Origin of the sequence: Streptomyces sp. WI03-4A, assembly GCF_033792105.1 — a bacterium.
Lineage (GTDB): Bacteria > Actinomycetota > Actinomycetes > Streptomycetales > Streptomycetaceae > Streptomyces > Streptomyces collinus_A.
This window is the reverse complement of sequence record NZ_JARAUO010000006.1, coordinates 79,223-104,925: the sequence shown is the minus strand read 5'-3', so window position 1 is coordinate 104,925 and position 25,703 is coordinate 79,223. Positions and strand designations below refer to the sequence as shown.

General features: G+C 73.3%; 22 protein-coding genes. 9 read left to right on the top strand and 13 right to left on the bottom strand.

Going from position 1 to position 25,703, the window contains the following annotated elements; all coding sequences use genetic code 11:
* Window positions 1-12: 12 nt before the first annotated feature.
* A complete protein-coding gene (locus PV343_RS09420; protein ID WP_319146366.1) occupies window positions 13-1,182 on the bottom strand; it encodes a MerR family transcriptional regulator in 1,170 nt (389 codons plus the stop codon).
* A 93-nt stretch (window positions 1,183-1,275) separates the two neighbouring features.
* On the opposite strand from PV343_RS09420, the gene PV343_RS09415 reads away from it, so the two are divergent.
* Window positions 1,276-1,950, top strand: a complete 675-nt coding sequence (locus PV343_RS09415) for a sigma-70 family RNA polymerase sigma factor (RefSeq protein WP_319146365.1) — start codon at window positions 1,276-1,278, stop codon at window positions 1,948-1,950.
* 306 nt (window positions 1,951-2,256) lie between these two features.
* On the opposite strand, the gene PV343_RS09410 is transcribed toward PV343_RS09415, so the two are convergent.
* Window positions 2,257-3,024 carry a metalloregulator ArsR/SmtB family transcription factor gene (locus tag PV343_RS09410; protein WP_319146364.1) on the bottom strand — a complete coding sequence of 256 codons (768 nt, stop codon included), beginning with the start codon at window positions 3,022-3,024 and terminating at the stop codon, window positions 2,257-2,259.
* Window positions 3,025-3,120: 96 nt separating this feature from the next.
* Complete coding sequence (locus tag PV343_RS09405) at window positions 3,121-4,578, bottom strand: APC family permease (RefSeq protein WP_319146363.1); 1,458 nt, start codon at window positions 4,576-4,578, stop codon at window positions 3,121-3,123.
* 137 nt (window positions 4,579-4,715) lie between these two features.
* Here PV343_RS09405 and PV343_RS09400 point away from each other — a divergent pair, with 137 nt between their 5' ends.
* Window positions 4,716-5,900, top strand: a complete 1,185-nt coding sequence (locus PV343_RS09400) for an ROK family transcriptional regulator (protein WP_319146362.1) — start codon at window positions 4,716-4,718, stop codon at window positions 5,898-5,900.
* 148 nt (window positions 5,901-6,048) lie between these two features.
* A complete protein-coding gene (locus PV343_RS09395; RefSeq protein WP_319146361.1) occupies window positions 6,049-8,784 on the top strand; it encodes a glycoside hydrolase family 2 protein in 2,736 nt (911 codons plus the stop codon).
* A 39-nt stretch (window positions 8,785-8,823) separates the two neighbouring features.
* Here PV343_RS09395 and PV343_RS09390 read toward each other — a convergent pair whose 3' ends face one another.
* Both PV343_RS09390 and PV343_RS09385 read right to left on the bottom strand, forming a co-directional pair.
* Window positions 8,824-10,278, bottom strand: coding sequence for a hydrolase (locus tag PV343_RS09390; RefSeq protein WP_319146360.1), 1,455 nt, complete (start codon window positions 10,276-10,278; stop codon window positions 8,824-8,826).
* A gap of 198 nt (window positions 10,279-10,476) precedes the next feature.
* Complete coding sequence (locus tag PV343_RS09385; protein ID WP_319146359.1) at window positions 10,477-11,262, bottom strand: GNAT family N-acetyltransferase; 786 nt, start codon at window positions 11,260-11,262, stop codon at window positions 10,477-10,479.
* 147 nt (window positions 11,263-11,409) lie between these two features.
* Between PV343_RS09385 and PV343_RS09380 the strand changes: the two genes are divergently transcribed.
* The gene (locus PV343_RS09380; RefSeq protein WP_319146358.1) at window positions 11,410-11,892 is read left to right on the top strand and encodes a nucleoside deaminase; all 483 of its coding nucleotides are present in this window, start codon (window positions 11,410-11,412) and stop codon (window positions 11,890-11,892) included.
* A gap of 20 nt (window positions 11,893-11,912) precedes the next feature.
* Here PV343_RS09380 and PV343_RS09375 read toward each other — a convergent pair whose 3' ends face one another.
* Entirely contained in the window at window positions 11,913-12,767 is an 855-nt protein-coding gene (locus PV343_RS09375) for a GNAT family N-acetyltransferase (protein WP_319146357.1), read from the bottom strand.
* A gap of 291 nt (window positions 12,768-13,058) precedes the next feature.
* Between PV343_RS09375 and PV343_RS09370 the strand changes: the two genes are divergently transcribed.
* Window positions 13,059-13,313, top strand: coding sequence for a hypothetical protein (locus PV343_RS09370; protein ID WP_319146356.1), 255 nt, complete (start codon window positions 13,059-13,061; stop codon window positions 13,311-13,313).
* Window positions 13,314-13,349: 36 nt separating this feature from the next.
* Here PV343_RS09370 and PV343_RS09365 read toward each other — a convergent pair whose 3' ends face one another.
* A complete protein-coding gene (locus PV343_RS09365) occupies window positions 13,350-13,862 on the bottom strand; it encodes a winged helix-turn-helix transcriptional regulator (protein ID WP_319146355.1) in 513 nt (170 codons plus the stop codon).
* A 101-nt stretch (window positions 13,863-13,963) separates the two neighbouring features.
* Here PV343_RS09365 and PV343_RS09360 point away from each other — a divergent pair, with 101 nt between their 5' ends.
* Window positions 13,964-14,764 carry a crotonase/enoyl-CoA hydratase family protein gene (locus tag PV343_RS09360; protein ID WP_319146354.1) on the top strand — a complete coding sequence of 267 codons (801 nt, stop codon included), beginning with the start codon at window positions 13,964-13,966 and terminating at the stop codon, window positions 14,762-14,764.
* 35 nt (window positions 14,765-14,799) lie between these two features.
* Window positions 14,800-15,027: an acyl-CoA dehydrogenase family protein gene (locus tag PV343_RS40370; RefSeq protein WP_387950512.1), complete on the top strand. Its 228-nt coding sequence runs from the start codon at window positions 14,800-14,802 to the stop codon at window positions 15,025-15,027.
* 19 nt (window positions 15,028-15,046) lie between these two features.
* Here the strand turns inward: PV343_RS40370 and PV343_RS09350 are convergent, their stop codons facing one another.
* Entirely contained in the window at window positions 15,047-15,532 is a 486-nt protein-coding gene (locus tag PV343_RS09350) for a DUF427 domain-containing protein (protein WP_319146353.1), read from the bottom strand.
* 195 nt (window positions 15,533-15,727) lie between these two features.
* On the bottom strand, window positions 15,728-16,417 hold the full coding sequence (locus tag PV343_RS09345) for a chaplin (protein WP_319146352.1): 690 nt from the start codon (window positions 16,415-16,417) through the stop codon (window positions 15,728-15,730).
* A gap of 307 nt (window positions 16,418-16,724) precedes the next feature.
* Here PV343_RS09345 and PV343_RS09340 point away from each other — a divergent pair, with 307 nt between their 5' ends.
* Together PV343_RS09340 and PV343_RS09335 are read left to right on the top strand one after the other, a co-directional pair.
* Window positions 16,725-18,359: an alpha/beta hydrolase gene (locus PV343_RS09340; protein WP_319146351.1), complete on the top strand. Its 1,635-nt coding sequence runs from the start codon at window positions 16,725-16,727 to the stop codon at window positions 18,357-18,359.
* Between the two features lie 129 nt (window positions 18,360-18,488).
* Window positions 18,489-19,028, top strand: a complete 540-nt coding sequence (locus PV343_RS09335; protein WP_319146350.1) for a DUF4232 domain-containing protein — start codon at window positions 18,489-18,491, stop codon at window positions 19,026-19,028.
* Here PV343_RS09335 and asnB read toward each other — a convergent pair.
* From asnB to PV343_RS09315, 4 genes are all read right to left on the bottom strand, one after another.
* The gene (gene asnB / locus PV343_RS09330; protein ID WP_319146349.1) at window positions 19,021-20,862 is read right to left on the bottom strand and encodes an asparagine synthase (glutamine-hydrolyzing); all 1,842 of its coding nucleotides are present in this window, start codon (window positions 20,860-20,862) and stop codon (window positions 19,021-19,023) included. The two genes, PV343_RS09335 and asnB, sit on opposite strands and share 8 nt — an antisense overlap.
* Window positions 20,863-21,139: 277 nt before the next feature.
* On the bottom strand, window positions 21,140-21,919 hold the full coding sequence (locus tag PV343_RS09325) for an alpha/beta fold hydrolase (RefSeq protein WP_319146348.1): 780 nt from the start codon (window positions 21,917-21,919) through the stop codon (window positions 21,140-21,142).
* Window positions 21,920-21,981: 62 nt separating this feature from the next.
* Window positions 21,982-23,121, bottom strand: coding sequence for an alpha/beta hydrolase (locus PV343_RS09320; RefSeq protein ID WP_319146347.1), 1,140 nt, complete (start codon window positions 23,119-23,121; stop codon window positions 21,982-21,984).
* Window positions 23,118-25,676 carry a thioester reductase domain-containing protein gene (locus PV343_RS09315; RefSeq protein ID WP_319146346.1) on the bottom strand — a complete coding sequence of 853 codons (2,559 nt, stop codon included), beginning with the start codon at window positions 25,674-25,676 and terminating at the stop codon, window positions 23,118-23,120. The genes PV343_RS09320 and PV343_RS09315 overlap by 4 nt, the downstream gene beginning before the upstream one ends.
* Window positions 25,677-25,703: the final 27 nt, after the last annotated feature.

The following is a 25,703-nucleotide window of genomic DNA, read 5'->3' as shown; positions in this document are numbered from 1 at the left end:
GAGGCGCCGGTCCTAGGACCGGTGCCGGTGGGCCGCCGACAGTACGTCGAGGGCTTCGGCGAGGCCGGTCGGGCGCAGCATGCCGCGGCCGGTGTGCCCCGCCCAGCCGGGGCCGCCGAGCACGACCAGCGGCTGTGACCGTGCCCCCTTCACCCCCCACTCCGTGGCGGCCACGTGCTGGGCCAGCGCCAGACTCGCGGTGGAGCGGGCCTGGGCCCACAGCACCACGGCGGCCGGGCCGAGGCGCCGTACCGCGGCCGACAGCGCCTCGGCCGGGACGGCGCCGGCGAACATCCGTGTGGGGATACCGAGTTGGCTCAGCCCCGCGTTGAGCGCCTCCAGCGGCAGGGTGTGCTGTTCGCCTGGTACGCAGGCCAGCAGCACCGGTCCCGGGGCGGCGGGGTCCGGTGGCGTCACGGGGGGCGGGGTGTGCCGGCGCAGGACGGTGGACACGTGCCAGGACAGCAGGTGCTCCACCTCCACGTAACGGTCGCCTGCCGAGGCCCACTTGCGGCCCACGGCGTGCAGGGAGGGCACCATCACCTCCTGCCAGGCGCGGGCCAGGCCGTGGCGGGCCACCGCCGCGGCGAGCCGTTCCTCGACGGCCGGCGCGTCCAGGCGCACGGCCGCGCGGGCCAGGCCGCGCAGCTCCTGTCCGATGTCGTCCTCCGGCGGCGGACCGGCCGTCGCCACCGCCGCGGCTGACGACGACAGCAGCATCGACGCCGACAAAGACCCGGACCCGGACCCGGACGCAGACCCATACCCGGACGCCGACGCATGCCCGGCCGCGGTCGACCCGCCCCGCGCGCCGACGACACCCGCCCCCGTATCCGCGGTCCCCGCGCCGGTGGCACCCGTACCGGCGCCCGCCGCGGCCGTGCCGGAGGTCCCCGCCGCGACGGGCGGTGGTGCGGCCGCGGTGAGCTCGTTCCGTGCGGCCCGGGCCGCCTCCGCCGGGGCCACGCCGGCCGAGGTCAGCCGGCACATCGTCTCCAGCACGGCCACGTCCCGGGGCGTCCAGCGGCGGTGCCGGCCCGCCGCGCGCTCGGCGGGGCCGATGCCGTAGCGGCGCTCCCAGGAGCGCAGGGTGGTGGGCGAGACCCCGAGCCGGCGGGCCAGGGCACCGGTGGTCAGCCCCGCCTCGGCCGGCGCTGCCGGCTCGGTATGCGTGACGTCCATGGCACGACTATACGATGCAAAATCGATGCGTGTTGAACGGGTGGGCGCCCGGCTCCGACCATGAGGGACCGTACCTACCCGAGGAGCCGCGGCATGTGCTCGAATCCGGCCCCCAGCAGCGTCGTCGTCGAGCGCTCCGCGCCGGAGGCCGCCACCGGAACGGCGCGCCCCGTCGCGGACGGCGAGGCGTACGGCGGCCCGTACGGCGACGAGGAACTGGCGCGTGGCCTGGTGGCGGGCGACGAGGCGTGCCTGATCGCGGTGCACCGGCGCTGGTCAGGCCTGGTGTACGGCCTGGCCCGGCGCTCGCTGGGCGACGCCCGGGAGGCGGAGGACGTGACACAGCAGGTGTTCCTCGGCGTGTGGCGGGGCCGGCACGGGTACCGGCCCGACCGCGGCTCGCTGGCCGGCTGGATCGTCGGCATCACCCGGCGCCGGATCGTCGACGCCCTGTCCGCCCGGACCCGGCGCGCCGACCTGGTCGCGGCGGCCGGCTCGGCGCTGCTGCTCACCGGCGGCACCGTCGCCCCGGGGCCCGAGGCGGTGCTCGACCGGGTGGTGGTCCGGCAGGCGCTGGCCCGGCTGCCCGTCCCCCAGCGGGAGGTGCTGCGGCTGGCCTTCTTCGAGGACCTCACCCAGACGCAGATCGCGGCCCGCACGGGGTGGCCGCTCGGCACCGTGAAGAGTCACGCGCGGCGCGGCCTGCACCGGCTGCGGGACTCGCTGGGGCAGCAGGCGGGTGCAATCGATGCGGAAACAGTGCACTGACGGGGAGCGGGTGGGTGAGCCACCGGAAGTAGGGGGCGGCGCCGGCAAGGATCAGCCCCACCCCCTACACATAAGCCGCCAATAAGGGCAGACTGGGTGAGCGGCGTTCTCGCGCACCGCTCCCGACGCGGTCGGGGCCGTACGACGGGACAGGAGGGGACAGGAGCATCCCCGGACCCCGAGCGGCAGCGCCCGAAGACCATGAAAGAGAAGTCCGAGGAAGGGAGGACCCAGCGAAGAAAGTGAAGGCCACGAAGAACGCGAGGACGGTCCGCCCGGGCGGACCGTCCTCCCCGTGTCCGCGGCTCAGCGGCCGGGCACCTGCCAGGGCGCCTGGGGCATGGCGCGCCCCGTCTCCAGCAGCGACTTGAGGTTGGAGAGCACCGCGGGCCAGCCGTAGGCGACGTCGCCGCGCTCCCCCTCGTCGTTGAGGTCCTCGTGGATGACGGTCAGGCGCACGATGTCCTCGTGCGGCCGGATCTCGAAGGTGACCCGGGAGTGCCGGTCCTCCCGGCCCTCGTCGTCGGGCGCCGCCCAGGTGGCGACCAGCCGGGTCGGCGGTTCGCTCTCGATCACGCGCCCGACCACGTCGGCGACGCCGGAGCCGTCGGTGCGGACGTGCTCCCAGCGGGAGCCGACCTGCCAGTCGGAGACGTTGCGGTGCCCCCAGTAGGCGGCGGTCAGGTCGGCGTCGGTGAGCGCCTCCCAGACCCTCTCGGGGGTGCTCGCGATGTAGGTGACGTACACGAAACTCGGCTTGTCGGCCATGGCTTCCTCGGCTCGTCGCTTCACGGCGCCGAGCGCGTTGAGGCGCGGACGCTCGAACTTGTCGATCCACCGCTCCTGGATCTCGTGGAGCGGTACGGGATTGAGGTAGTGCAGCTTCTCCCGCCCCCGCCGCAGCGTGCTGACCAGGTTGGCGGCCTCCAGCACGGAGAGGTGCTGGGTGACCGACTGGCGGGTCATGGCGAAGTGCTCGCACAGCTCGCCCAGCGTCTGGCCGTTGTGTTCGTGCAGCCGGTCGAGGAGCCGTCTGCGCGTGGTGTCGGCCAGCGCCTTGAAGACCCTGTCCATCCCGCTGTCGTCCGCTGATCGCACACCCAACGTTATGCAGGCAATCTCTTGCATGTCAATCCGGGAAGAAGCGCCGGGCCGGGTACGCCGCCGTGATCAGCCCGCCACCGGCTCCGCGTCCGGGTCCCGGTCCGCCGTCGTGTACTCCTCGCTGATCTCCTTCGGCCCGAACGGCCACACCCGCTCCAGCCGCGCCCAGACGAAGAAGGCCGCGCAGCCGAGAGCGACCCAGGCGAGGGACCATTCGATGGGATGGCGGCCGGGAGAGTTCTCGTCGGCGTACCCGTAGATCACGCACCAGCCGACGAAGGCGACGAGGGCGGGCAGCGGGTAGAGCCACATCCGGTACGGGCGGTGCAGGGTGGGCCGGCGCCTGCGCAGCACCATGAGCGCCACGATCTGGGCGAGCGCCTGGACGATCACCATGACCGTGGTGAGCAGCTGGATCAGGGTGGCGAGATCGGTGTGGCGGCCGATCAGGAAGCCGATCGCGGTGATCACGCCCATGGTCGCCAGGCCCAGCATCGGGAAGCGGTGCCGGGGGTGCAGCTTGCCGTACGGCCGGAAGAACACGCCGTCGCGGGCGGCGTCGTAGGGCACCCGGGAGCCGCCGAGCAGTCCGGTGAACACCGAGGCGAACGCGGTGATGAGGATCAGCACGGTGACGATGTCGGCGGCGCCGGTGCCCCAGGTCTTCTCCAGCACCGCCGAGGCCACCGAGGTGGAGGCGATGTCCTTGGGATCGGTCATGCGGTGCCAGTCCACGACGCCGAGCGTGCCGATCTGCAGCAGCAGGTAGATCGCCATGATGCCGAGGATCGAGAAGATGACGGACCGCGGCAGGGTGCGGCCCGGTTCCTTGATCTCGGCACCCATGTAGGCGGTGGTGTTGTAGCCCAGGTAGTCGTAGACGCCGATGGTCAGGCCCGCGGCGAAGCCGAGCCAGAAGCGGTCGCTCGTCAGGTCGAAGGCGTGGGCGGGGTAGCCGAAGGCCAGGTGGGGGCTGAAGTCGGTGGCCGCGGCCGCGATCACCAGCACGACGGACGCGATCATCACCGCCCACATCACGGCGGTGAGGCGGGCGATGTGCTCGATGCCGCGCCACAGCAGCAGCACCACCAGGGCGATGACGCCGAGGCCGATCAGGTCGCCCTGCGTCCGGCCGAGGCCGGGGGCGAGGTAGCCCAGGTACTGGACGAAGCCGACCACGCCCGTGGACATGATCAGGGGGATGAAGAGCATCGCCGTCCACACGAACAGGAACGGCATCAGCCGGCCGGTGCGGTACTGGAACGCCTGGCGGAGGTAGACGTAGCTGCCGCCGGAACCGGGCATGGCGGCGCCCAGTTCGGCCCACACCAGACCGTCGCACAGCGCCAGCACCGCGCCCGCGACGAATCCGATGACCGCCTGGGGGCCGCCGAACGCGGCGACCATCAGCGGGATGGTCACGAACGGCCCGATGCCGCACATCTGGCTCATGTTGATGGCCGTGGCCTGGAACGGGCCGACCCGACGGACGAAGCCACCGGTGGGTGGCGGGCTACCGGACATGGGGACTCCTGACGCGACGGGCCGGACGGACCGCGTGCCCGGCGGGGAACCCGCCCGGCCGGGCTGACTGGCCGATAAAGTTAAGGAGCCTTACTAGAGGCGTCAAGTAGGCGCCGGGAATGCATGAGAATGGTGCGATGCCCGCCCGAGACGCCGCAGCCCCGCCGGACCAGCCCTGGAGCCGCCGCCGTCTGCGCAGCGCCAACGAGCGGCTGCTGCTGGACCGGCTGCGCGTCCTGGGCGCCGCCTCGCGCGCCCAACTCGCCCGTGAGACCGGCCTGTCCAAGCCGACGGTGTCCAGCGCGCTGGCCTCGCTGGAGACGGCGGGGCTGGTGCGCGAGGTCGGCACCCGGGCGCCCGAACGGGGCCGCACCGCGGTGCTGTACGCCCCCGACCCGGCCGCCGGGTACGCGCTCGGGGTGGACATCGGCCGCGGCTGGCTGCGGGTGGCCGTGGTCGACCTGGACGGCACGGTGGTCGCCCGCGCCGACGTGCGCAACCGGGCCCGCGCCTCCGCCGCGATGGCCGAGCTGGTGGTGGCGACCGCCCGCCAGGTGATCGGCAACTCGGGCGTGGACCCGGCCGAGGTGGTGCACGGGGTGGTGGGGACGCCGGGCGTGTACGACGAGGAGCGGCGCCGGGTGCGGTACGCGATGCATCTGCCGGGCTGGGGCCGCGCCGGCCTGTTCGACCGGATGCGCGAGGAGCTGGGCGTCCCGCTGGAGGTGCACAACGACGCCAACCTGGCCGCGCTCGGCGAGTACACGTACGGCGTCGGTGCCGGCAGCCGGCTCTTCGCGTACATCCTCATCGGCACGGGCCTCGGCATGGGGGTGGTCAGCGAGGGCCGGCTGTTCACGGGGGCGCACGGACTGGCCGGGGAGATAGGTTTCCTGCCGTGGCCGGGCCGGAACAAGCCGGAGCGGCTGGAGGACGCGGTGTCCGGGGAGGCCGTGGTGGAGGCCGCCCGGCGGTTCGGGATGGACGGGCAGCTCACGGCGAAGGCCGTGTTCGACGCGGCCCGGCGCGGCGACCGGGCCGCGGTGCGGGCGGTGGAGCTGGAGGGCGAACGGATCGCGCACACCGTGGCGGCCGCGGCCGCGGTGCTCGACCCGGACCTCGTGGTGCTGGGCGGCGGGGTGGGGCACAGGGTGGACCTGCTGCTCGGCCCGGTCCGTGAACACCTGCGCGCCCTGACCCCGCTGCGGCCGCGGCTCGCGCCCAGCCGGCTGGGCGAGGACGCGGTGCTGCTGGGCGCGGTGGCGACGGCGCTGGGCACGGCGCGCGACCTGGTGTTCGAGCGCCGGGCGGGCGAGGGCTGACCCGGTAGGCACCGGCCCGGCCGGCGCTGACCCGATCGCACCAGCCGTCAAGGGCCGTGACGGCGACGGTCGTTGACATGCCCCTCCGCGTTCCCTACCTTGAGCCAGGTTAGTAAAGTTTCCTAACTTTACGAGGCTGGAGACCAGCGTGTTCCCTCGCCCCGCCCCCGGACGCCGGCTCGCCACGGGCACCGTGCTCCTGAGCTTGCTCGGCACGCTCACCACCGGTGCCTGGGCCGGGCCCCGGGACCAGCGGCCGGAGCCGCACGAGCACCGGCACAGGCCCAGTGTCACCCATGTCCCGGCCACCGCCGGGTCCGCCACTCCGCTGTCCGGCTACTCGATCCGGTCCACCGCCGAGGTGACCGACTCCGCGGCGGCCGTCTCCTCCCCCGGCTACCGGGCGGACCGCTGGTACCCGGCGGGACCCCGCTCCACCGTGCTGGCCGCGCTGCTCGCCGACGGCGTGTACCCCGACCCGTTCCACTCCACCGACCAGCAGAAGATCCCCCGGGACGACTTCCAGGTGCCGTGGTGGTACCGCTCCGACTTCACCGTGGAGGACACGGGGCCGCGCACCCGTCTCGACTTCAGCGGTGTCGTCTCGGCCGCCGACGTCTACGTCAACGGTCACCAGGTGGCCGGGGCCGCGGACGTGACCGGCGCCTACACCCGCCACGAGCTGGACATCACCTCCCTGGTGCGGTCCGGCACCAACACGGTGGCCTTCCGGGTCCGGCCCAACGACCCCAACAAGCACCTCACGATGGGCTGGCTCGACTGGCTCCAGCCGCCGCCCGACCGCAACATGGGCCTCGTGCGCGACGTCCTGGTCCGCCGGGACGGCCCGGTCGTGCTGCGCGACGCGCACGTGGTGAGCGAGCTGTCCGTGCCCGCGCTGGACACCGCCGACCTGACCGTCAGGGCGCAGGCCCGCAACGACTCCGACGCCCCGGTCACCGCCGAGGTCACCGGCAGCGTCGCCGGGACGCGCCTCACCAGGAGCGTGCCGCTCGCCGCGCACGAGACGAAGGCCGTCACCTTCTCCCCCGCCGACGTCCCCGGGCTGCACCTCACCTCCCCGAAGGTGTGGTGGCCGGCGGGCATGGGCGGGCAGCCGCTGTACGACCTCGACCTCGCCGTCTCGGTGTCCGGCGCCGTCTCGGACACGGCCCACGAGCGCTTCGGCATCCGCGACGTGCGGGCGCCGCTGAACTCCGACGGCGCCCGCCAGTACCGGATCAACGGCCGCCAGCTGCTGATCAAGGGCGGCGGCTGGTCGCCCGACGAGTTCCTGCGCTGGGACGCCGGCTACGTGGAGGACCGGCTGCGGTACGCCCTCGACCTCGGCCTGAACACCATCCGCCTGGAGGGGCACATCGAGCCGGACGAGTTCTTCGACCTCGCCGACCGCCTCGGTGTGCTCACCCTGCCGGGCTGGGAGTGCTGCGACAAGTGGGAGGGCCAGGTCAACGGGGGCAGCGAGTCCGGCGAGAAGTGGACCGAGGCCGACTACCCGGTCGCCAGGGCCTCCATGGCCGCCGAGGCCGCCCGGCTGCGCCGCCACCCGAGCGTGATCTCCTTCCTGATCGGCAGCGACGCCGCGCCCGACGCGAGGATCGAGAAGGACTACCTGCACGCCCTCAGGGGCGCCGACTGGCCCGCCCCGGTGGTGCCCGCCGCCTCCGAGAAGTCCTCACCGCAGCTCGGCCGGTCGGGCATGAAGATGACCGGGCCCTACGAATGGGTCCCGCCGGACTACTGGTACGCCAAGCGCGAGGGCGGCGCCACCGGCTTCAACTCCGAGACCAGCGCGGGCCCCGACATCCCGACCCTGGACACCCTGCGTCGGATGATGACGCCCGCCGAACTCGACACGCTCTGGAAGGACCCCGCCGCCCGGCAGTACCACCGCTCGCCCTCCACCGTCTTCGGCACCCTCAAGATCTACGACGCCGCGCTCACCGGCCGCTACGGCGCACCGGCCGGGCTCACCGACTACGTGCGCAAGGCGCAGCTCGCCCAGTACGAGAACGTGCGGGCCCAGTACGAGGCCTACGGGCGCAACGCGACGGACGCGAGCAAGCCGGCCACCGGGGTGATCTACTGGATGTTCAACAGCGGCTGGACGTCGCTGCACTGGCAGCTCGTGGACCGGTACCTGGACCAGGGCGGCGCCTACTTCGGCGCGAAGAAGGCGAACGAGCCGCTGCACATCCAGTACTCCTACGACGACCGCTCGGTCGTCGTCGTGAACAACCGGCACGGCTCCACCGGTCCGCTCACCGCGCGCGCCACGCTGTTCGACCCCGACGGCACCCAGCGGTACGACCGGACGGTCACCGGGATGAGGGTGGACGGCGACGGCGCGCACGGCACCGCGCTCACGCTGCCGTCGTCGGTGAGCGGGCTGCCGCCGACGTACCTGCTGCGCCTCACGCTGACCGACGCGGACGGCAGGGAGGTGAGCCGGAACGTGTACTGGCTCTCCACCCGGACGGACAAGCTCGACTGGGCGCACACCGACTGGTACTACACGCCGGTGACCGGCTACGCCGATCTCCGGGGACTGACCTCGATGGACCGGGTGCCGGTGTCGGCGAGCGCGTCGACCGTGAGCTCAGGGGACACCTCGACGACCACGGTGACCGTGCGCAACACCGGCGACGGGCGGACGCCCTCGCTGCTGACGGACGTCCATCTGGTCGACGCGCACGGGAAGCCGGTGCTGCCGGTGCGCTGGTCGGACAACGAGGTCAGCCTGTGGCCGGGTGAGTCGGCCACGCTGACGGCCACCTACCGGACCGCCGATCTGCACGGCTCGGCGCCGCGGGTGCGGGTCTCCGGCTGGAACACGCCGGAGCGGACGGTCCCGGCGGCCTGACCCGGCGGGGGTGGGCCCTGGGCCCACCCCCCCTCGGCGTCAGCCGACGTCGAGCGCGGTGTCGTCGAGGACGAACGACGTCTGGAGGGTCGAGCCCTCGGTGCCGGTGAACTTGACCGTGACCGTCTGGCCCGCGTAGCTCGCGAGGCTGAAGCTGCGCCGGGTGTAGCCGCTCGCCGCGTTCAGGTTGGAGTAGGTCGCGAGCGTCGACAGCACGGTGCCGCCGCTGTTGAGCACCTGGGCCTTCAGGGTGTCGTACGCCGTCGAGGTGGAGGTCTCGGCGGTGTCGACGTGGAGGTAGAAGCTCAGGTTGGCGGTGGTGCAGCCGGCCGGGATGGTCACCGACTGGGACAGGGTGTCGGTGTGGGCCGATCCGTAGCCGTTCAGCCATGCCTTGTAGGAGCCGGTGCGGGCCGCCTCGCCGGAGTCGTTGGTGATGACCCCGCTGGAGCTGGTCCAGGAGCCGGCGCCGGACTCGAAGCCGGGGTTGGCGAGCAGTTGGGCGGCGGTGCAGGTGCCGCCACCGCCACCGCCGCCCCCGCCGGTGGTGCCGGAACCGGCGAGCCAGGCGGTGGCGTTGAGCGCGAGGGCGGCGTTGGTGGCGCCGGAGTCTTTCCAGCCGTCGTACAGGGTGTTGCCGGACTGGCCGGTGCCGTCGTCGATCGGCGAGCTGTCGCCCCAGAAGGCGACGCGGCCGCTGCCGAAGGCGCTGGTGAGGAAGAAGGCGCCGGTGTTGCCGGAGTAACCGGTGCGGTAGAGCAGGCCCTTGACGGCGGAGTTGTCGGCGGGCTTGAGCGTGGCGGTCGTGCCGCTGGCGATCAGGCTCTTGGTGACGGTGCCGAAGGAGCCGTGCAGCACCGGGTCGGTGCTGTCGCTGATGGCAGACGGGTAGTCGGAGCCGATGCTCAGCGAGTCGATGGAGAAGCCGAACGGGTCGGTGGAGTCGACGCTGTTGTTCGTCATCAGGTCGTTGAGGATCTCGACCGCGTCCTGGCCGTCGTTGTTGCGGTCGGCGCCGGTGTGGTCGGAGATCATGAACAGGCCGCCGCCGTTCTTCACGAAGGTCATGATGGCGGTCTTCTCCGCCGTCGTGAACAGCGTGTTGGGCTCGGGCAGCACCAGGGTGTCGAAGTTCGACAGGTCGGTGGCGGACGAGCCGCCGTAGCTGAGGCTGGAGCCCGAGGGCAGCGTCTTCAGGCTGTAGCCGCCGGCCTTCTGCAGGGCCACGCCCCAGGAGGACAGGGCGCCCGTCCAGTCGGTCTCGGCGGACGGGGAGGAGTTCTGGCCGAGCGGGTCGGGCTGGCTGGTGGAGACGATCCAGTCCGCGTTGCCCGCCGTTTCGGCGTGGGCGTTGTCGAACAGGACGCGGTGCGTGGTGGCGGCGTGCGCGGGGGTGGCGTCCGTGCCGACCTGCAGGGCTGCCGAGGTGACGAACAGCCCGAGTCCGGCCAGGACGGTGGTGAGTCTGCGTCGGGATCTCCAGGATCCAAGCATCCGGCGAACCTCCATGTGGGGTGGGGAGAGGCAGTGGGGCGCCCAAATCTGCGCGCGTAGAACGGGGTTGAGGTTTCTACACGCGTCGACTGGTTGAAAGGTACATGGCATGTCCGGCCGGTGAACATCAAGTCCCGGCAATCTCGTCCCCGGGCAGGCCCCTCGGGCCCGCCGCCGGGGCGGCCGCCGGGGCGGCCGTCAACTCCCGTACAGGTACGGGGTCGTGGTGCTGAGCGCCCGGAAGCCGAGCCGTTCCAGGATCGGCCGGCTCAGGGGCGAGGCGTCGACCTGGAGGAAGCGGTGGCCGTGGGCGGCGGCGACTCGGGCGCGGTGGGCGACCAGGGCGCGGTAGACGCCCCGGCCGCGCCAGGACTCGACGGTGCCGCCGCCCCAGAGACCCGCGAAGCGGGTGCCGGGCACCAGTTCCATGCGGGCGGCGCTGACCGGCTCGTCCCCGGCGAGCGCGACGACGGCGACGACCGTGCCCGGATCGGCGGCCAGCCGGGCGAGGAGCCGGTGGCGCAGCCGGGTGCCGTCGGCGCCGAACGCCTGCTCGTGCACGCGCACGACGAGGTCGACACCGGCGGGATCGGTGGCCCTGACGATCCGGATGCCGTCGGGCGGCCGGGTGTCCGGGGAGAGCCGGACGACCTCGGCGGTCTCCCCGATCAGGAGGGTCTCCTCGGGCTCGGCCCGGAAGCCGGCGGCGGTCAGCCGGGCGCCCAGGTCCACCGGCCGGTCGTGGCCGTAGAGCTTCCACTCGAAGCCGTGGCCCAGGCCGTCGAAGTACGCGATCTGTTCTTGGATCGCCCGGTCCGCCGACCGCTCGTCCAGCGCGGACCACACGACCCCGTTCCAGCCCTGCGCGCCGGCGGTCTGCCGGACGACCGCGCCGGCGCGTTCGACGCGGGCTCCCGGCCCGTCGGGAGCGGCGCCCTCCCGCATGTCCCGGTCGTAGAGGGCGAGCACCGCGGCGTGATCCATGCCCTCACTCCAGCATCCGCCCGCGGGCCGGGCAACGGAATTACCCGCGGGCCGGTGCGGCGCCCGTCCGGACTCCGGTGGTTGTGCCACCCTCGGTCCCCGTGCCCCGGGCCGCCGGGGACCGTCCTGCGAGGAGGCCGGTGAGTCATGGTGAAGGACAGTGAACCGGACTTTCTGCGCCGGTGCGTGGAGCTGGCGCGGGAGGCGCTCGACGCGGGTGACGAGCCCTTCGGCTCGGTGCTCGTCACGGCCGACGGCGCGGTCCGGGCCGAGGACCGCAACCGGGTGGCCGCCGGGGACCGTACCCGGCACCCGGAGTTCGAGCTCGCCCGCTGGGCGGCCGCCCACCTCACGCCCGGCGAGCGGGCCGGCGCCACCGTCTACACCTCGGGCGAGCACTGCCCGATGTGTGCGGCGGCGCACGCCTGGGTGGGGCTCGGCCGCATCGTGTACATCGCCTCGTCCGGGCAACTGGTCGCCTGGTTGTCGGAGTTGGGTGTTCCGGAGGCTCCGGTGCGGCCGCTGCCGGTGCACGAGGTGGCTCCCGGCACGGCCGTCGAGGGGCCGGTGCCCGAGCTGGTCGAGGAGGTGCGGGAGCTGCACCGCCGCTTCCACGCGGGCGCCCGCTGACGGTCCGGCCCCCGGCCGGCTCAGCCGAGTTCGAGCGTGGTGACCCCGAAGACCCGTTCCCGGGCGTGGTCGCGGACGGGTCCGGTGTACATCCGGGCTGTCTCGAACGAGGCGGCCAGTCCCGCCTCCAGGGCCAGCGCCACGCCCTCGGCGTTGGGTTCGGGCACGTCGACGGCGATCTCGCGGCCGACGGCGTCGGCGGTGAGCGCGGCGAACAGCGCCCGGGCGTCCTCCGCGGTGTCCGCGAAGAGCGGACCGATGCGCAGGCAGTCGTGGCCGGGCCGGATCACGCCGTAGCCGGTGAGACGGCCGCCGTCGTGGCGGACGTGGGCGCGGTGGCCGTCGCGGGTCAGCCACTCGGCGAGGAAGCGCGGGCGGTCGGCGGGCATGCAGGCGCTGTCGTAGGCGGTGACGGCGGCGAGGTCGCCGGGGCCGGCGGGACGCACGCCCGTGGGGGCGGCGCCCCCGGCGGCGACGCCGGTGAACCTGATGGTGCGGTGAGCGAGTTCGAACCCGGACTGCCGGTAGTTGTCCTGCTGGGCGACGACGCCGTCCAGGCCGACGGTGCGCTCACCCGCGTGGGCCAGGGCGGTCTTCCAGGTGGTGATGCCGTGGCCGCGGCCGCGCAGGTCCGGGCGGACCAGGTAGCAGCCGAGGAAGGCGTAGTCGGAGCCGTAGGTGACGACGGAGACGGCCGAGACCGGTTCACCGTCGATCCGGCCCAGGAAGAACCCGTCGGGGTCCTGGGCGAAGAAGGCGGGACCGTCGCCGAGCCCCGGGTTCCAGCCCTCCGCCGCCGCCCACCCGCTGATCACCGGCCAGTCGGCGAGGGTGGCCTGGGTGACGACGAGGTCCTGCGGGGCCGGGTGGGTCATCGGTGCGCTCCATGGGGGGACTTCGGGCCGGGAAGAATCCGGCCCGTCGGCTTCGGGCGTGCCGCGCGGCACCCGCACGGGGGCCGCACCGCAGCATCCTCGCCGATCATCCGGGGGCCGCACCATGGGCGCTTCGGCCGTTGTGCGCCTCGAAATCGCTCGGTGGGCCGTGCGGGGGAACTCTCCGATCGGGCGTGCGAGTGGTGGCCGGCGCCGAAGCTCACGCCTGCTCCACCTCGCGGGGTCATCGTTGCGCTGGTGCAAGCGATCGGGGGGATGCTGCCCGCGGCCATGGCCGTCGCGCTGAGTCCGTTCCCCGTGGTCGGTATCGTGCTGATCCTGGCCGGTGAGCGAGGTCGTCGCGTCGGTCCGCTCTTCGCTGCCGGATGGGTTGCCGACCTCAGCGTCGCGGCGACCGTCGTCGTGCTGGTCTACGGCGAGGCCGAAGACCCCGGCAGCACCAACCGTGCCGTGATCACCGCGGTGGTACTCGTGCTTCCGGGCGCCGGCATCCTCGGTGACGGCCTCACGGGACTCGGCCGATGAGTCACCCGCCGCTTCTTCGCGGACACGAGACGGGGCTCATTCGCGGTGTTCGTTCGCCGCGAAGCGCACTCGTACCTCGGGGGCGTCGAGGAGTCGGGCCGGGTAGCCGGGTCCGGTCCGCACCGCGACATCCTCGTCGTGCAGCGGTTCACCGCAGGAGGAGCAGACGACCTCGGCCCGGGTGTCGTGGCCGCAGGCGGTGTGGTGCATGACCACCGGCACGCCGTCGTCACCGGCCAGCCACCGGTCGCCCCAGGCGTTGATCGCGGCGAGCACGCCGAAGAAATCCCGGCCCTTGTCCGTCGGCAGGTACTCGTGCCGGACCGGTTCGCTCTGGTAGGGGCGGCGCCGCAGGAGGCCCGCGTCCTCCAGGCGGCGGAGCCGGTCGGTGAGGGTGTTGCGCGCGATGCCGAGCGAGTCGATGAAGCCGTCGAAGCGCGACTCGCCGTAGAAGACCTCTCGCAGGACCAGCAGCGTCCAGCCGTCGCCCAGGATGTCCACGGTACGGGCGATCGAGCAGGGCCAGTTGTCGAACGAGGTCCGTCTCATGGCAGCGACCTTATCAGTTTCATCATGAGATTCACTTGCCCTCGGCACCCCATCGCACTAGCGTCCGACGAGTCTCATCATGCAACTCACAAGGAGCCCCAGTGAGTCCCACACCTGCGAGCACGCCCGCGGTCACCGTTGAACGGGACGGCCATGTGCTGCTGATGGGCCTGAACCGTCCCGCCAAGCGCAACGCCTTCACCCGGCGGATGCTCAGCGAGCTGTCGGCCGCCTACGGCCTGCTGGAATCCGACGACGACCTGTGGTGCGGAGTCCTGTTCGCCCACGGCGACCACTTCACCGGTGGCCTGGACATGCTCGACGTCGGCGCCGAGCTGGCCTCGGGCCGGTTCGACGCCCCCGAGGGCGGCCGTGACCCGTGGCGCCTCGACGGACCGTGGTCGAAACCCGTCGTCGCGGCCGCACACGGCTGGGTGATGACGCTCGGCATCGAACTGCTCCTGGCCGCCGACATCCGCGTGGCCGCCCGCGACGCACGGTTCGCCCAGTACGAGATCCGCCGCGGCATCTACCCCTTCGGCGGGGCCACCTTCCGCTTCCCCCGGCAGGCCGGGTGGGGCGATGCCATGCGCTGGATCCTGACCGGCGAGGAGTTCGACGCCGCTGAAGCCCACCGCATCGGACTGGTGCAGGAACTGGCCGCCGACGGACCGGCCGCCCTCGCCCGGGCCACCGACATCGCCACCCTCATCGCCGGGAAGTGCGCACCCCTGGGCGTGCGCACCGTCCTCGCCTCCGCCCACCTGGCCCGTGAGCACGGCGAGAGCGCCGCGATCGAGCGTCTGCGCCCGGACATCGCACGGCTGTTCTCGACCGCCGACGGCGCCGAGGGAATCCAGTCGTTCAGCGAGCGCCGTGACGCCGTCTTCACCGGCCGCTGACCAGCCCGCCCGCCACCTCTGCCAGGAGATATGCCGTGACCACCGCGACCACACCTTCCCTGTTCGACCTGCCGCCCGAGATCACCGAGGCCCGCGCACGGGCCCATGGCTTCGCCGAGAAGTACGTCCGCCCGGTGGCCGCCGAGTACGACGAACGTGAGGCGATGCCCTGGGCGGTCAGCGAGGAAGCCGCCAAGGTCGGTCTACCCCTGGCGCCTCGTCGGGCCGGCCCAGCACCTGCGGCCGTCACCACGTGCGCGTGAGCGGGCGTTCCTGGTCCGCTCACCAGCCGTGGGTGTGAGCCCCTCCCTTGAAAGGGCCACGGACCTCGGGCGTGATCCAGCCTCCGTAGAAGTCGCCTTGCTGCGGCCGCACCGTGTAGCCGTCGACGGTGCAGCGGTCGACTCTCCCGGCGTAGAAGGCGAAGTGACCCGCGAGTTCCTCGTAGGGCGACCGCGGCTCGGGATAACTCCATGCGGCGAGGGCGCGGATGTCGGATCCCACCAGGACGTCCCAGTAGTCAGCGCTGCCCTTCCACTCGCACCAGGTGTGGTGGGAGGCGGACCGCAGCAGGTCCATGCGGACGTCGGCCGGGGGCACGTAGAAGACCGGCGGGTGGCTTGTCTCCATGATCTTCAGCGCGCCGGTCGTGTCGGCGAGAACCTCACCCGCGCACTCGACGACGAGCCGCCGCGGGTCGCGGCGCAGAGCAGGCGGGCGCGGGTAGTCCCACACCGACTCCCTCGGGGTGGTCCGGTGCGACGGCATGGAGGCCCCTCCTCGCAGAGCACGACGCGTACACCCGCCTTTCGGCGCGGACACCTCGCGCGGATGCGGTCTCCCGGACGTCAGGCGCGCGCACGGCCCGGGCCGTTGTCCGGCCCGGGCGTCCAGCTCTCCCGCACATGCCGACGGCCCCATCGGTTTGGTGTCCGGTGGGGCCGTCGTGTCACGAGGGAGCGGTCAGCGGGTCCGGCGGGAGCCGAAGCGCCGGTACAGGGCGGCACCCGTGAGCACGAGCGCGGCGCTGCCGGCGACCGCGGGCGCCGTCAGGTCCGCCCCGGTGTGGGCGAGGGTCTCCACAGACGGCCGCGGGGCCGGGGGCGTGACGTGCCGCGGCGTGTGCGGAACGGGGTGGGACCGGGTCGGGACCGGCGGCTTCCGGGTCGGCGGAGGCGTCGGCGTCGCGGTCGTCGGCGGGGTGGGCTCGTCGACCGGGTTGTTGACGGAGTGGTTGCCGAAGACCGGGTTGAGCACCCCGACCACGTCGACGCTGTTGCCGCTGACGTTCACCGGCAGGTGGACCGGGAGCTGCACGCCGTTGCCGGAGACCGCCCCGGCCGAGCCCGTGGAGGTCCCGTGTGCCGACGAGCCGCCCTTGGTGACGGAGCCGGACGTGGCCGAACCGGCCGTCCCGGACCCGCCGCCGTTGGCGCAGCGGTTGCCGAACGCGGGGTTGAGCAGCCCCACCACGTTCACGGTGTCCCCGCACACGTTCACCGGAACGTGGACCGGGAGCTGGACGGTGTTCCCGGAGACCGCTCCGGGCGAGCCGGCGGCCGCACCGTCGGCGGAGGCTCCGTCAGCCGCGAAAGCGGCGGTCACCGGCATGGCCACGGCCATCGCGCCGGAGGCCGCGACGATGGCGAACACACCGTTTCGGGTAGCCCGTCTCATAGGTTTCCTGCCTTCCAGACAACGTCGCGGGCACTCACCCGCATCCGCTACAACGCAGGCGAACCGCCCAAGTTATGGCCAATCCATCTTTCACCCCATCGGGCGACATGTTTCTTCGAAACACCTGTAAAGGTGTCGAATAATCATTGATCACATCGGAAGGGGCGAAGTGTAGATCGCCGGGCGCGGTCCCGCTCCTCCGGAGGCGACCCGTATCGGGCCCGCTTATGGTGAGCGAGGGCGCCGCCCCGGTCCGCGACGGGTGGGCCCCGGGAGGCGATCGATGCTGGCCAAGCTCTCCACACGGCCCGCCATACGGCGGTGCGCGGGAGCCGGGGTCCTCACTCTGGCCCTGCTCGGGGCCGGGCTGCCCACGGCGGCCGCGGACGCGCCCCGGCCCGACCTGACGCGCTTCTACCTGCAGAAGCCGGTCTGGACGGCCTGCGAGGGCCCGGACATGCCGCGCGACCTGAGGTGCGCGAAGGTGACCGTCCCGATCGACTACGCGCACCCCGCCGCCGGCACCCTCGATCTCGCCGTGGCCCGCTACCGCGCCACCGGCCCCTCTCGGGGCTCGGTGCTGCTGAACTTCGGCGGTCCCGGCGGCCAGGGGGTCAACGCGCTCGCCACCGGGGGCAAGGACTTCATGGACCTGACCAACGGCTACGACGTGGTCAGCTTCGACCCCCGGGGCGTCGGGCGCTCCTCCCCCGTCAGCTGCGGCGACGGCGGTGACCGCGGCCTGCCGGTGGCGGGCGAGAGCGTCGACCTCGACCGTCCCCAGGGGGTGCTCAAGCAACTGCGGCAGGCCGCCGCCGAGTGCGCCCGGAACTCCGGGCCGGTACTGCGCCACATAGGCACCGTGGACGCCGCCCGGGACATGGACGTCATCCGCGCGGCCCTCGGCGACAAGAAGCTCAACTACCTGGGCTTCTCCTACGGCACCCGGCTCGGCGCGGTGTACGCCGCGCAGTTCCCGCACCAGGTGGGGCGGATGGTCCTGGACGGGGTGGACACCCTGACCGAGCCGCTGTCCGAGCAGGGGGTGGCGGGCGCCCAGGGCCAGCAGACGGCGCTGGACGACTTCCTGGACTGGTGCGCGACCGACATCGGCTGTCCGTTCGGGCAGGACCGGCGGGCGGCCGGGAACCAGGTCGTACGGCTGGTGCGCTCGCTCGACGAGAACCCGGTGCCCTCGGACTTCGGCGGCGCCTTCTCCGGACAGGACCTGGTGGCCGCCATCGGGCAGGCCCTGTACAGCAAGGAGTTGTGGCCCACGCTGGAGCGGGCGCTGGCCTCGCTGGTCAACGACGGTGACACCCGGGGCGTGCTCGGCCTCACGACCGGCATCGGCTCGGCGCCGCCCCCGCGGCAGCCGGTGACCGGCGTGGGCGGCGACCGGCGGCGCGCCGACGGCGGTCTGGTGGACGCCGAGGACGTACCGGCGGACAACCTGCCGGCCGCGCTGATGGCGATCAACTGCGCGGACGACCCGGACCGGCCGGGCGAGGCGCGGATCACCGAGGACCTCAAGGACCTGCGGGCCGCCTACGAGCAGGCGTCACCGGTCTTCGGGCGCTTCCGGCTGTCCCAGCTGCTGATGTGCTACGGCCGCCCCAAGGGCACGAAGTACATCCGGGACGAGGTGAAGAACGTGAAGTCGGCCAGGATGCTGCTGGTGGGCACGCGCGGCGACCCGGCCACGCCGTACCGCTGGACGGTGGAGACGGCCGCACGCCTCGGCCCGTCGGCCGTGGTGCTCGACAACAAGGGCGACGGGCACACCGGCTACTCGTCGTCGGTCTGTGTGCACCGCAAGGTCGACGACTTCCTGCTCTACGGCTCCCTGCCGGCCGGCGGCAGCTCCTGCCCGGCGGACCGCGACGGCTGGAGCTCCACCACGGACGCGTCGGACTGACCGCACGTGTGGTGCGAACGGGTGACAGGCGCGCGTCCCGGAAACCTCCCGGCCGGCCCGGACGTCACACAGGGCAGGCGCGCCCCGGCCCGCCGTCTCCGCACGCGACCGCGACAGGGGGAACCCCTCATGCGTATCCGCTCCACTCTCGCCGCACCCGCCATCGCCGTACCCGCGGTCTGCGCTGCCGCGCTGCTGCTGGCCGCGCCGCAGGCCCTGGCGGCGCCGGCCCGTGCCACGCCCCCGCGCTGCGCGGAGAAGGCGCTGACGATCCGGGCGAAGGCGGTACCCGGCGATCCGTCGGTGGTGCGCGTCGGCGTGACCAACCGGGGCTCCCGCGCCTGTGTGGTGGACCGCGTCCCCACGGTGACCTTCGGCGGCCTGGACGGGGCCGCGCTGCCGGTGCCGCTGCCGCGAGGCGGCGGCGGGACGTACCTGCTGCGGCCGGGCGCCACCGCCCACGCGGCCGTGCGCACCATCGCCGACCCGGCGGACCCGGAGGCCCGCCGGGCGGACTCGGTCACGGTGGCCGCGTCCTCCTCGCAGTGGGGTGCCACCTTCACCGCCGCGCGGCTCGGCACCGGGAGCCGGGTGCGGGTGTGGGAGCCGGTGACGACCTGGTGGCAGCCGACGGCGGCGGCCGCCGACCGCGCCCTGAAGGTCAGCTGAGGACCAGCTCCGGCGCGTAGAGGTCCAGCCACTGGGCGAGGTCGAGGGTGCGTTCCAGAGCGCGGCGGCCGACCTGGGTGCTGACCGGGGCCTCGCGTTCGGCGGCCGCCCGGACCCGCTCGCGGTCGACGAGGTCGAAGACGCGGTGGGAGGGCCGGGCCAGGAGTTCCCTGGCCTGGTCCTGGAGGGCGCGGGCGTAGCGGGGGTCCTGGGTGGACGGGTACGGGCTCTTCACCCGCTCGTACACCGAGCGCGGGAGGACGTCGGCGGTGGCCTCCCTGAGCAGGCTCTTCTCCCGGCCGTCGAAGGACTTCAGCGACCAGGGCGTGTTGTAGACGTACTCCACGAGCCGGTGGTCGCAGAACGGCACCCGGACCTCCAGGCCGACGGCCATGCTCATCCGGTCCTTGCGGTCGAGCAGGACGCGGACGAAGCGGGTCAGGTGCAGATGGCAGATCTGCCGCATCCGGTACTCGAAGTCGCTCTCGCCCTCCAGGCGCTGGATGCCGGCGACGGCGGTGCGGTAGCCGTCGGCGACGTAGCCCTCCAGGTCGAGGGACTTGGCGAGGTCGGGGCGGAGCACGTCGGTGTCGTCGCCGAAGTGGCGGCCGAAGCGCACCAGCCACGGGAAGGTGTCGGCGCGGCGGGCTTCCTCGTCGAAGAACTGCAGGTAGCCGCCGAAGACCTCGTCGGCGGACTCGCCGGACAGCGCGACCGTCGACTGGTCGCGGATCGCGCGGAAGAGCAGCAGCAGCGAGGTGTCCATGTCGCCGAACCCGGCCGGCAGGTCACGGGCGCGGATCACCCGTTCGCGCACCGCGGGGTCGGCGAGTGCCTGGGCGTCGAGGACGATGTCCTGGTGGTCGGTGCGGGCGAGTTCCGCCACGTCGTGCACGAAGGGCGTGTCGGGGGTGCCACGCAGTTCGTCGGCGACGAAGTTGTCGGTCTGGCCGACGAAGTCGACGGCGAAGCTGCGCACCTTCTCGCCGCGCTCGGCGAGCTGCCGGGCGGCGAGCGCGGTCATGGCGGAGGAGTCGAGGCCGCCGGAGAGCAGGGTGCAGCGCGGGACGTCGGCGACGAGCTGGCGGCGCACGATGTCGTCGAGGAGCGTGCGCACGGTGGCGACGGTGGTGTCGCGGTCGTCGGTGTGCGGCCGGGTGCGCAGCCGCCAGTAGACGCGGGTGGTCAGGCCCGCGCGGCCGACGGTGACGACGGTTCCGGGTTCGACCTCGCGCATGCCGTCCCAGACGGCGTGCCCAGGTGTCTTGATCATGGTGAACAGCTCGCGCAGGCCGTCCGGGCCGACGCGCGGCCGGGCCAGCGGGTGGGCGAGGATCGCCTTGGGCTCGGAGCCGAACAGCACGCCGTCGGCGGTGGGGTGGTAGTGGAAAGGCTTGATGCCCATGCGGTCGCGGATCATCACGAGCCGGTCGTGGCGGCCGTCCCAGACGGCGAAGGCGTACATGCCGTTCAGCCGCTCGGCCACGGCGTCGCCCCATTCCAGGTAGCCGTGGAGCACGACCTCGGTGTCGGAGTCGGTGGTGAAGCGGTGCCCCCGGCCGGTGAGCTCGCGCCTCAGCTCGGTGAAGTTGTACGTCTCCCCGGAGTAGACCAGAGCGACGGCCCCCTCGGGGGTGCGGACGGACATGGGCTGGCGGCCGCCGGGGAGGTCGATGATGGCGAGCCGGCGGTGGCCGAGCGCGGCGGGGCCCTCGGCCCAGGTGCCCCGGTCGTCGGGTCCGCGGCAGGCCATGGTCTCGGTCATGGCGTCCAGCGCGCCGGCCTCGGCGGTCAGATCGCGGTCGAAGGAGACCCATCCGGTGATGCCGCACATGCCCTGCCTCCTGCCTCCGGCCGGCGGCGGGCCCTCGCTCACGTGGGTGAACCGGGGTGCGGGGAGGACGGCCGCCGAACCAGTTGTATCGAGCACCTATATGACGAGCGTCCGTCAGGCTCGGGCGGCGGTCAACGCGGGCGCGTCCGGGGCGGCCCGCGCTCCCCCGTGGTTTCGGCCGCGTTTTGCCCGGACGAGGGAGAGGGAGCGCCCCGGCACCGGGTCTCGGGCGCCGGGAACAGGCCACGGGCAAAAACTTCGCCAAGCGGCGCCGGGGTCAGCCCTTCACGGCGAGGAAGCGGTCCAGCGCGGCGGTGAGCTCGGCCGGCTTCTCCACCGGCAGTTCGTGGCCCGCGTCGATGATGCGGACCTCGGCGTCCGGGTAGGCCTTGGCCATGCGCAGCATCTGCCGCACCGGGAGCTGGACGTCATGGTAGCCGTGGACCATCAGGGTGGGCGTGCGGATCTCCCCGGCCCGGTCCAGGACGTCGAAGGCCCGCATGGCGCCGTACAGGGTCATGACGACCTCGCGCGGGGTCCCGGCGGAGGAGCGGATGTACTCCCGGATCTCCTCGCGCGGGTGGCCGGGGGCGAAGGCCCGCTGGATGTTGGTCGCCACGAACAGCTTGTACGGCACCAGGGTGGAGGCGGCCATGAGCAGGCCACGGCCGCGGCTGTAGGTCATCCGGCCGATGGAGTTGACCAGCACCATGCGCTCCACCCGCTCGGGGTGGGCGAGGGCGATGGTCTGGGAGATCATCCCGCCCATGGAGTGGCCGACCAGCACGAACCGCTCGACCCCGAGGTGGTCGAGGAGGGCGAGGACGTCCGTCGCCAGCTCCGCGATGGTGCGCACCCCGGCCCCCGTGCTCTCCCCGTGCCCGCGCAGGTCGAGCCGGATCACCCGCCGGCCGGCCCGGAAGTGCTCAAGCTGGTGGTCCCAGCGGTGCCGGTTCGCGGTCCAGCCGTGGACGAACACCAGCGGCACGTCCACGGCGTCGCGGGGGCCCTCGTCGTCGTACGTCAGTACGGCGCCGTCGACGTCGAGCTGCGGCATGGGGGCCTCCTGGGTGCGTTCGGGTTACTGACCGGTACGGTAACGGGCCGCGGGACCCGCCGTCACCGGCGTTCGCCGAGGAATTCCAGGATGTGCCCGAAGACGTCGAGCGCCGCTCCGCGCCCCAGGAACGTGTCCAGGTGGCCGTAGCCCGGGATCTCGGCGTACGAGACGTCGAGCTGTGGCTGCCGGCGGGCCAGGACCTCGTGGCAGAGCCGCTGCGAGTCCAGCCACAGCCCGTTCTCGCTGCCCGAGAGCAGCAGGACGGGGGTGTCGATGCGGTCGGCGGCGTCCAGCGCGTTCGGCGGCAGCGCCCGGTAGCGCAGGTCGGTGTCGTTCCACCGCACCACGCTGCGGGCCAGCTCGATCCGGCGCAGGTGGGGCAGGATCCACAGCGGGGCCGGGCCGAGCAGTTCGGCGAGCCGGTCGTGGGTGGTCCGGTGCAGGTTCTCGTGGACGAACAGGGAGGCCCCGCTGCCCCAGGCCGAGTTGTGCAGGATCTGGCAGGTCGGGTCCGGGCAGCCCGCCCCGCGGGAGGCCAGCGCGAACAGCGGGGTGTACTTCGACCACAGGCCGACTCCGCGGAAGTCGACCGGGACGTGGTCGATCCGGGACTTCAGCAGCTCCCCCGCCACCGACATCCGCAGCGAGGTCCGGCCCGCCAGCTTCGGGGTCAGGAAGACCCCCTGGGAGACCACGCCCGCGAGCCCCGGCACCAGCCCGGCCGCCAGGCTCAGCGAGAGGGTCAGGGAGCCGATGCAGTGGGCCACCACGAACAGCGGCCGGTCTCCGATGCGCTGCCGGACGTGGGCGACGGCCTCGGGGATGTCGTGGAGCGCCACGTCGTCGTAGGTGTAGCGGCGGCCCGTCTCGTTGTACGGCAGCCTGCTGCTGCCCCGCCAGTCCAGCAGCCAGGGCTCGTAGCCGTCGTCGAGCAGGACGTCGACCAGGTTGCGGGTCTCGGGCAGCAGGAACATGTCGGCGGACGCGGTGTGCCCGTGCAGCAGCAGGACGGCGGGCCGGCCCGGGTCGCCGCTGTCGACCCGGGTCAGGCCGAGCCGGACGCCGTCACCGGTGCGGAACGGGATCTCCTCGATCCGGGCGGGGTCGAGGCGGTGGCGCAGCGGGCGCGGCGCCACGGTGGTGCGGACCCTGCGGAGCACCGGCCGGGCCGTCCTGGAGGGCTTGGTCCTGAAGATCATCGGTTCGGCTCCGTGAGGGTCGTGGTGCGGCGCAGGTCGAGCAGGTCCGCGGCGGCCCGGGCGAAGGGGGCGAGCAGTCCGCGGCCCATCTCCACCCCGAACCAGGCGAGCCAGGTCAGCTTGGCGGCCCGTTTCTCCTGCGCGGTCAGACGCGGGTCGACCCGGATGCCGTCGATCTGGTCGCGGACGTAGGAGTCGGCGGGCACGACGACCTCGCCGAGCAGGCTCGCGGCCTCCCCGTCGCGGCCGATCTCCACGGTGAGCGCGCGGGTCTGCCGCCACAGGTCCCGGCGGGCCCGCGCGTACTTGCGGCCCTCCAGCCACCACACGCCGCCGTCCGCGTCGCGCAGCGTGAGCCGGTAGCGCAGCAGTTGGTGGCGCAGTCCGTGCCGCTGCGGGATGCCCTCCTCGGGGCGGACCCAGACGTCGCCGCGCTCCACGGTCAGCGGCTCGGCGTGCACCGCCGGGCAGGTGACCTCGCCGCGGACGTCCACCCGGCGCTCCTTGACCAGCTGGTACATGCTCGCGATCGACAGGGTCAGCGCCATCGAGCAGGGGGTGGTCGCGGTCGCGCCGACCGGTCCCACGGTGCCCTCGGTCGTCTCGGCGAACCACAGGTAGGGCTGGTCGTCCCGGTGGGGCAGCCGGGCCAGGCCGTCGCCGGCGAGCTTCTCGAAGGTCTTCAGCTGGGCCTGGGCGTCGTAGCGCGCCGCCGGCGGCAGGCCCAGGGCGGCGACCAGGGTGTCGGTGCGCTGCGCCTCGGCGGCCGGGCCCTGGAGGGTGGCCTCGCACAGCTTCAGCGCCGTGGGGCTCTGCAGCACCCGGGAGAGGAAGGCGAGTTCGGGCACCGGCTCGGCCTTCAGCCGGCCGAGCGCGTCGGCGCGCCACTCGTCCCAGTCCTGGACGCGTACGTGCATGCCGCCCAGGGCCATGTCCCGCACCACGTCGTCGAGGGTGTTGGGCACGCCGGTGAGGTTGTAGTCGAAGCCCCAGGCGTCGGGTTGGCAGACCGTGGCGACGGCGACCCGGCTGACCCAGTCCACGGGGGCCGCGTTGAGATAGCGGAACGCCGGTACGGTGCGGAAGCGGCCGAAGGCGGAGATCAGGCCGCTGCTGAGGTCCTGCGGGTTGTAGGCGCCGGTCTTCGTGTGACCGCCGATGCCGCCGGGGCGCAGGGCGGTGACGACGAGTCCGTGGTGGCGGGCGCGGCGCAGCGCTACCTCGGCGGCCCACTTGGACTGGTCGTAACCGGAGACCAGCCGGTCGACGTGGGCGAGCGGGTCGTCCTCGCCCATGGAGGTGATGCCCACCTCGTTGAACACGGCGACGGACGAGATGTGGTGCAGCGGCTTGGGGCGGCCGGTGGCGGCCAGTTCGGCGAGGGTGAGGGTGCCGAGGACGTTGCTGGTGCGCAGTGACTGGTAGCCGCGCAGGAAGTCCACGGCGGCCGCCACGCCCACGATGCTGTCGAGTTCGTGGGCGAGGGTGAGCCACTGCTCCTCGGTGAGGCCGAGGCGCGGGCGGCGGATGTCGCCGGGCAGCACGGTGATGCGCCGGCGCACCTCCGACGACCACGGCAGCCGGTAGCTGCGCAGCTGGGCGCCGAGCCGTTCGGTCGCCGCTTCCTGGTCGGCCGCACGGACCAGGCAGTACACGTGCGCGTCGCTGTGCCGCAGCAGGTCGAGCAGCATGTGACCGCCGAGGAACCCGGTCGCCCCGGTCAGCAGGACGCGGCGGGGCGGCAGCGGCTCGGGTACGTCGGTGAAGGGCAGCCGGTCGGCCAGGGCGAGGTCGGCCAGGATCTGGTCGAGGTCCTCCTGCCGGGCCCGGGCGTCCGGGGCACCGGCGCGGTGGAGGGCGCCTGCGACGGCGGCGGGCGGAGTGCGGGGGGACGGGACCGGGAGGGTGCCGGGGGCGGGGGCCGGGCCCGGGAAGGCCAGGTGCGCGGGTGCGGAGACCGGCTCCGCGCCTCGGGAGAGGGGCGGTACGGCCGGGGGGCGCGCGGTCGCGGCTGCCGGAGCCGTGGTCGGGGCGCCCCCGTGAGGGGTGCCCGGAGCTGCGACCGGCTGCCCGGCGTCGGCTACGCCCGCTGCCGCGGTCCGGGGGGCTTCGGTGCCGGGGGCCGTGCCTGCGGACGGGGCCGTGCCGGCGGACGGATGGCTGGGCGGTCGGTCGGGCAGCAAGGGGAGCCAGCGGCGGGCCAGGCTGAGGGGGCGGGCGTCGGCGAAGACCTCGTCGAGGTCGATCTCGATGCCCAGTTCGGCTTCCAGTTCGGCGGCCAGTTCCACCGCGTCGACGGAGGTGCCGCCCGCGTCGAAGAAGTCGGCGTCCGGTGACAGGCGGCCGGTGGGCAGGTGGCGGCCGGCCGCGGCGGCGACGGTGGCCGCCAGGCCGTCCAGGTCGGGCGCGGCGGCCGGGGCGGCCTCGGGCACGGCCGTCGCCGTCCGCACCCTGGCCAGCAGGTCGGCCACGCCGAGTCCGCCGCCGCCCTGTTCGATCGACTCGGCGAGCGCCCGCCGGCCGCCGGCCGCCGTTTCCTCGTTCACGTCACGCATGAGAGCCCTTCAGGTTGTGCTCGGTCT